We start from the raw sequence: 5,349 nt of genomic DNA, 5'->3' as shown, positions 1-5,349 counted from the left end.
GGCCGCGCGCCACCGCGTCCGGGTGCTGACCGCCGCGCCCGGCCGGACGGCCGACGCCCGCCGCTTCGACGCGCGGACCCGCCGGCTCTTCCTCTCCCCCTGGCTCACCGAGGGCCAGCGCGCCTTCCAGCTCGCGACCCAGCTCGCGCTCATCGAGCAGGGCGCGCTGATCGACGAGGTCGCGGGCGACGAGACCCGGCTGACCTCGCCCGCCTCGGTGACGCTCGCCCGGATAGGGCTCGCGAACTACTTCGCGGGCGCCCTCCTCATGCCGTACGGGACGTTCCACGGCGCGGCGGAGGAGACCCGCTACGACATCGAGTTGCTGTCGGCGCGCTTCGGTGTCGGCTTCGAGACGGTGTGCCACCGCCTGAGCACCCTTCAGCGCGAGGGCCGGCGCGGGGTGCCCTTCTCGTTCCTGCGCGTGGACCGCGCGGGGAACATCTCCAAGCGCCAGTCGGCGACGGCGTTCCACTTCTCCCGGCTCGGCGGCACGTGCCCGCTGTGGACGATGTACGAGGCGTTCTCGGCGCCGGGGCGCATCCTCACGCAGGTCGCGGAGATGCCGGACGGCAAGCGGTACTTCTGGATCGCGCGCACGGTGGTACGGGGCGGGCTCGGGCACCACGCGCCACGCGCGGAGTTCGCGCTCGCGCTCGGCTGCGAGCTGCGCCACGCGCACCGCCTCGTGTACGCGGAGGGCATCGCGCTCGACGACCCGCGCGCGGCGACCCCGATCGGCCTCGGCTGCCGGATCTGCGAGCGCCGCGACTGCGCGCAGCGGGCGAGACCCCCGGCGGGCGGACTGCTCGCGATCGACCCCGACCGGCGCACCGCGGTCCCGTACCAGGTGCGCAGCGATGCCCAAGGCCCCGTCAGGAACACCTCCGTATGACCCCCACCAGGAGCGCCCGCGCATGACCTCCCTCCTCGTCACCGGTGCGGCCGGTTTCATCGGCTCGCACTTCACCCGCTACTGGCTGGAGAAACACCCGGAGGACTCCCTCGTCGCCTTCGACGCGCTCACCTACGCGGGCGTGCGCGCGAATCTCGCGGACGTCGCGGACCGGATCACGTTCGTGCGGGGCGACATCGCGGACGGTCCGCTCGTGGCGCGTGTCCTCGCCGAGCACCGGGTCGAGGTCGTCGTGAACTTCGCCGCCGAGTCGCACAACAGCCTCGCCGTGCTCGCCCCCGACCGTTTCTTCCGTACGAACGTGCTCGGCACGCAGACGCTCCTGGAGGCCTGCCGGCGGCTCGGGGTCGCGCGCTTCCACCACGTCTCGACGTGCGAGGTGTACGGGGATCTCGCACTGGACGCGGAGGAGGCGTTCACGGAGGAGTCGCCGTACCGGCCGCGCACGCCGTACAGCGCGAGCAAGGCGGGCGCGGACCACGCGGTGCGCGCGTACCACGAGACATACGGCCTGCCGGTGACGCTGACGAACTCGGCGAACAACTACGGCTCGCACCAGTTCCCGGAGAAGGTGCTCCCGCTCTTCACGACGCGCGCGCTCGACGGCCTGGACCTGCCCGTGTACGCGTCGCGCGACAACCGTCGCGAGTGGGTCCACGTGCGCGACCACGTCCGGGCGATCGCCGCGGTGCTGCACGCGGGCCGCATCGGCGAGACGTATCACGTGGGGACGGGGACCGAGCTGAGCGTGGGCGCGCTCGCCGAGCACGTCCTCACCGAACTCGGCTTGCCGCTCTCCCTGTTGCGCACGGTGCCGGACCGTCCGGGCCACGACCGCCGCTACCTGCTGGACTCCTCGAAGCTCCGCGCGGAACTCGGCTGGCGTCCGCGCGTCGACCTTTCGACGGGTCTGCGGGAGACGATCCACTGGTACGCGCGCCACCGCGCCTGGTGGGAGCCGCTGCGGGGGCTGAGCCCGGTGGTGGAGGGGCGGTAGCCCGGGGCCGCTTCCACACGAGCACGTACCGCCAGAAGAGCCGCCTGCGCACCCGTACGCCCGGCAGGATGCGCGCGGCGGTGCGGCGGATCTCGGCCAGGTCCGCCGTCGCGGGGCGGACCGGCGCGGTCATGGCGAGCGGCCGCCGCCCGGAGCCGCCCGCAGGGTGCTTCCACCAGGCCACCGCCGTGTTGGCGACGACGGCGAGCAGACTCAGGGCCCGGTCGGCGAGGGTCTGTTCGCGGGCGAGCCCGACGACGACGAGGGTGCCGCCGGGCGCGAGGCGCGCCCGGAGGGTGGTGAGCGCCTCGGTGAGCGGCAGGTGGTGGAGTACGGCGACGCACGCGACGACGTCGTACGGTCCCGGGGCCGCCTTCTCGTCGAGGGCGTCCGCCGTGGTGAAGGCGAGCGGCAGCGCCTCCGGGGTCGCCGCGCGCGCCGCCGCGACGATGCCCGGGTCCGCGTCGATGCCGGTCACGTGTTCCGCCCGCCGGGCGAGGCGCCGCGCGAGGTCGCCGCTGCCGCAGCCCACGTCGAGCGCGCGCCCGAAGCGGCGGGGCAGGCGGCGCAGGATCGCGCGGTGGTAGTGGGCGTTGTGGTCCCAGGGACGCGCCGCGTGGAAGCGCCCGAGCGCGGCGAACAGCCGCGGCACGAGCCCGGTTCCGTCCGTCACCGCCGTCGTCCGTGCGCGAGCAGCGCGGCGTGCGGCAGGCGCAACAGGCCGTCGGGGTCGGTGAATTCCTTGCTCAGCATGTCGAAGTGCCGTTTGATCCCGGCCCGCACCCCGGGCGTCTGCGCCCGCACGAGCCGTCCGCTTCCCGCGACCCCGGCCGCAGGGGCGCTCCACCACTCCTCGGGGCTCGCCCGGTGATCCCAGCGCAGGGTCGCGCAGGCCGCGTCCGTAAGCCCTGCGGCGGCGAGGAGCGTCCCGAGTCCGGCCTCGTCACGCGGGAAGTCCTCGTCGGGGTCGGGCCCCGCCGGGAGGTACGGGGGCCGGACCGCGCCGCCCGCCGCGAGGGCACGCCCGAGCAGGGCCTGACCGGGAGCCGGGGGCTTCGCCCAGATCGTCACGGCGACCCGCCCACCCGGCCGCACGACACGGCACAGCTCGGCGAGCGCGGCGCGGGGCCGCCCCACGTGGTTCAGCACGAAATTGGCGACGACGGCACCGAACTCGCCGTTCTCGAAGGGAAGTTCCGGAAGCGTCGCGGCCCGCACCTCCGCCTCGGGGGCGGTACGGGCCGCGAGCGTGAGCATGCTCGGCTCCGGGTCCACGGCCGTCACGCGCGCACCACGCGCGAGCGCCGCGGCGGCCACGGTGCCCGGCCCCGTCCCCACGTCGAGCAGGCACGTGCCCGCGCCGACGCCCGCCGCGTCGAGCAGGTGCGCCACCGGGTACGCGCACAGCTTCGCGAAGCTCGCCGCGTACGCCTCCCCGCGCCCCGCCCAGATCAGCCGTTCGCTCTCGTCGAACTCCGTCACCCGCCGGCCTCCCGCCGCTCGTGGAGCGGCCACCCTAGAAGCCGGCGGATCACGCGCGCGTAAGGTCCGGCCAGGCGACGTCCGTCTCGACGGGAGCCGTGTAGTCGACGCCCGGCACCGAGAAGCCGTACAGGCGGCGCACCTCCGCGCGGAACCAGTCGATGTCGGCGAGGTCCGCGACTGTTTCCGTGGTGACGGAGGCCCAGCGTTGCGCGACCGCCTCCTGCACGTCGTCGGCGAGTTCCCAGGTGTCCAGGCGGACGCGGCCCTCGGCATCGACGGTGAGCGGGCTCGCCCCGGTGAGCTGGTCCCACAGGCGCGCGAGCTGACGCACCGGCGGGACCACGCGCTCGCCGAGCACGCCGCGCAGCAGACCCGTGTAAAGGGCGATGCCGGGGACCGCCGTGGAGGACTGGGTGACGGCGGCGCCGTTGACGGAGGTCACGGCCCGCCCGCCGACCGTCTTCGCGAGGCGCTCGTGCAGGGTGCGCGCGGTGGCCTCCAGGTGGGCCTTGGCCGCACCGATCGTGCCCTGCCGGTAGATCGCCGCCGTGAGCGGCGAGCCGATGTAGGAGAGCGCGACGGTCGTGAAGCCCTCGGCGAGCAGCCCGCGCGCGGCGAGCCGGTCGGTCCAGCGCTCCCAGTCCGTACCGCCCATGACGGCGACGGTCCGCGCGACGTCGTCGCCCTCGGCCGCTTCCGTCGCCACCTCGCGGACGTCGGGGGTGCCGCCCGCGTCGAAGACGAGGGTCTTCGTGCGGTGCGGGGCGCCGATCGGCTTGAGGACGGAGGTGTACGTGGCGCCCGTGTCGGGGTCGGTGCGGCGGGGCGCGGCCACGGAGTACACGAGGTAGTCGAGCCGGCCGCCGAAGCGGTGCTCCACGAGGGCGGCCACCTCGTCCTTCATCGTGTCGGAGAACGCGTCCCCGTCGAGGAACACGAGGTCGCGCCCGGCGTCCCGCGCGAGCGCGGCGGTGGCGGCGGTGCGGTACCAGCCCGCCGTCGCGGTGCGCCGCGCGGTGGGCCCCTTCTCGTACGACACCGCGATGCCCCGTATCCCGGCCCGCTTGAGCCCGGCGAGCGTGGCCGCGAGGCCGTATCCGGCCGACGCGCCGATGACGAGGGCGACAGGTCCTTCGCCGGTCGGCGGAGCCGGCACGGGTTCGGGGCACGTGTGCCACATGTCGTGGACGACACGCGCGCAGCCTGCGGGGTGGGCGTCGAGGAAGAGGAAGCCTCGGTTGCGGGGGGTGATGACGCGCTCGGTCATGGAGGGCGGTCCTTGCGTCGGGGAGAGGGGCACGGCGGCCGCGCGGACCCGCTGAGCAGGCACGTCGCAGCACCGCGTACGGCAAGTCTGCGAGCGCGGCGGGCCGGGCGGAGTCCCCGGCCGGGACAAGGATCGTGCGCCGCTCTTGGCGCATCTCGCCCTTTCGGCGGGGGTACGGGACGGCCCCGGGTCCGCCGGGTGGGGCGGGCGCGGGGCCGTGGTGCTCTCGCGAGCGGGACGGGTCAGCCCTTGCGGGTGTTGACCTCTTCGGTGAGCTGCGGGACCACGTTGAACAGGTCCCCGACCACGCCGTAGTCGACCAGCTCGAAGATCGGCGCTTCCTCGTCCTTGTTGATCGCCACGATCGTCTTCGACGTCTGCATCCCCGCCCGGTGCTGAATCGCACCCGAAATCCCCGACGCGATGTACAGCTGCGGGGAAACCGTCTTGCCGGTCTGGCCGACCTGATTGGTGTGCGGGTACCAGCCCGCGTCCACCGCCGCCCGCGACGCCCCCACCGCGGCCCCCAGCGCATCCGCCAACGCCTCGATCAGCGCGAAGTTCTCCGCACCGTTCACCCCACGACCACCGGAGACCACGATCGCCGCCTCCGTCAGCTCCGGGCGCCCCGAGGACTCACGCGGCGTCCGCCCCGTCACCCGCGTCCCCGACGCCTGCCCCGAG

The 5,349-nt window shown here is 74.5% G+C and carries 5 protein-coding genes and 1 pseudogene; 2 read left to right on the top strand and 4 right to left on the bottom strand.

The window, feature by feature from the left end:
* Nucleotides 1-895: short-chain fatty acyl-CoA regulator family protein (locus G3I42_RS02755; protein ID WP_164282251.1), on the top strand; the 895-nt coding region annotated here is incomplete at its 5' end.
* A gap of 22 nt (nucleotides 896-917) precedes the next feature.
* A complete protein-coding gene (gene rfbB / locus G3I42_RS02750) occupies nucleotides 918-1,913 on the top strand; it encodes a dTDP-glucose 4,6-dehydratase (RefSeq protein ID WP_164282250.1) in 996 nt (331 codons plus the stop codon).
* 4 nt (nucleotides 1,914-1,917) lie between these two features.
* Here rfbB and G3I42_RS02745 read toward each other — a convergent pair.
* The 4 genes and pseudogenes from G3I42_RS02745 to G3I42_RS02730 form a co-directional block, all read right to left on the bottom strand.
* Nucleotides 1,918-2,586 (bottom strand): annotated as a pseudogene (locus G3I42_RS02745) (methyltransferase domain-containing protein); the annotation flags it as partial.
* A complete protein-coding gene (locus tag G3I42_RS02740) occupies nucleotides 2,583-3,395 on the bottom strand; it encodes a class I SAM-dependent methyltransferase (RefSeq protein WP_164282249.1) in 813 nt (270 codons plus the stop codon). The pseudogene G3I42_RS02745 and the gene G3I42_RS02740, both read right to left, overlap by 4 nt.
* Before the next feature lie 49 nt (nucleotides 3,396-3,444).
* The gene (gene fabV / locus G3I42_RS02735; RefSeq protein ID WP_164282248.1) at nucleotides 3,445-4,665 is read right to left on the bottom strand and encodes an enoyl-[acyl-carrier-protein] reductase FabV; all 1,221 of its coding nucleotides are present in this window, start codon (nucleotides 4,663-4,665) and stop codon (nucleotides 3,445-3,447) included.
* A gap of 242 nt (nucleotides 4,666-4,907) precedes the next feature.
* The coding region (locus tag G3I42_RS02730; RefSeq protein WP_164282247.1) for an electron transfer flavoprotein subunit alpha/FixB family protein at nucleotides 4,908-5,349 on the bottom strand (442 nt) is incomplete at its 5' end.

Source organism: Streptomyces sp. SID11385 (assembly GCF_010548245.1).
In the GTDB taxonomy this organism is placed as follows: Bacteria; Actinomycetota; Actinomycetes; order Streptomycetales; family Streptomycetaceae; genus Streptomyces.
Note: the sequence above shows the minus strand (reverse complement) of the source record. Positions and strands in the feature narration are given on the sequence as shown.

Coding starts and splice junctions, on each gene's coding strand:
- rfbB (WP_164282250.1), top strand. CDS start 918: ATGACCTCCCTCCTCGTCACCGGTGCGGCCGGTTTCATCGGCTCGCAC.
- fabV (WP_164282248.1), bottom strand. CDS start 4,665: ATGACCGAGCGCGTCATCACCCCCCGCAACCGAGGCTTCCTCTTCCTC.